We start from the raw sequence: 1,329 nt of genomic DNA on the forward strand, positions 1-1,329 counted from the left end.
GGTTCGTAATGCGTAGGTCGTAGGTTCGATTCCTATTTCCGGCACCAGATACAGCAAAAAGCCCCGGCCTGGTCGGGGCTTTTTGTTTGTGGCGACACGGTCGTTGGTAGTGCCGGCCGCTGGCCGGCAACCTCAGCTCCGCTGATGCGCCTTGGCTGACATCGCCACCACGACCGATCCGGCTTCGCTGGCGCTTAGCGCCAAGAGCGCTGCTCCCGTCAGGATGGCGTGATTGGCCTCAATCGCACCGTTGGATTCCGGGCCGATGGTTCCTGTGCTATCAATACTAGGCCTTGCTTCAAGGCTCTTTCAGGGATTGGAAGGATGCACAGGTTCGGGGGAGCTGCAGGCGGTGTGTCGACCCGCTTCAGGGGAGTTGAAGATCGAGTTCGGAAGCTGGGTGCGGTAGGCGCTTGGCTATGCTTTGTGCTGTTGCTGGGCCTCGCTGCTGTACCGACTGCAAGCGCACAAACGGTGACCTACATCCATACCGATGCCTTGGGCTCGGTAGTAGCCAAGAGCGATGCCAACGGCAACGTGATCGAGCGCATCACTTACGAGCCATATGGCGCTGTCGTAGGTGCGCCGGTTGCTGATGGCCCGGGGTATACGGGGCATGTGAGTGATGCTGCTACTGGGCTAAGCCAGATGCAGCAGCGGTATATGGATCCGCAGTTGGGGGTGTTCCTGTCCGTCGACCCGGTGACGGCGTATGAACAGCCGGTGGGGCAGTTCAATCGGTATCGGTATGCGAACGGGAATCCGTACAAGTTTAGAGATCCTGACGGACGAATTGTCGAAACCGTATGGGACGTTGCGAACATTGCGATGGGCGCGACCAGTGCCTACTCGAACTTTAGCCAAGGTAATGTGGGGGCGGGTATTGTCGACTCAATCGGTGTGGCGATTGATGCTACGGCAGCTGCAGTGCCCTTTGTTCCCGGAGGCGCTGGCGCCGCGATCAAGGCGGTCCGCACTACTGACAAGGCAGTAGATGCATTGCGGTCTGGGCGAAATACGAACAAGTTGCGACCGGACTCCAGCGCAGAAGGAGCGCATTCTGTTTTTAAGCGTGGTGAGGATGGCAACATTAGCAACACTGCGACTTACGAGCCGAATTCGAATAATCCATCCGGTTACCAAGAGGTGAAACGTGTTGATGTAACCGGTAAGGCCCACACCAATCCAGATGGAGCTACAATTGCAACGCCTCACGTAAAGGAGGCAGGACAGAAGGGCGTACGCCCGGCACTGCCAGAAGAACTGCCTAAGCTTAAATGAGATCATCTATGAACACCGCTATCTCGTTGTTGCAAAAATGGTATGCGC

1 protein-coding gene is annotated in these 1,329 nt (G+C 57.0%); it reads left to right on the forward strand.

Going from position 1 to position 1,329, the window contains the following annotated elements; translation table 11 throughout:
* Nucleotides 1-354: 354 nt before the first annotated feature.
* Nucleotides 355-1,281, forward strand: a complete 927-nt coding sequence (locus tag ACXJKH_RS20625; protein ID WP_457322176.1) for an RHS repeat-associated core domain-containing protein — start codon at nucleotides 355-357, stop codon at nucleotides 1,279-1,281.
* The last annotated feature ends 48 nt before the right edge of the window (nucleotides 1,282-1,329 follow it).

It is taken from the genome of Stenotrophomonas sp. P5_B8 (genome assembly GCF_054049855.1).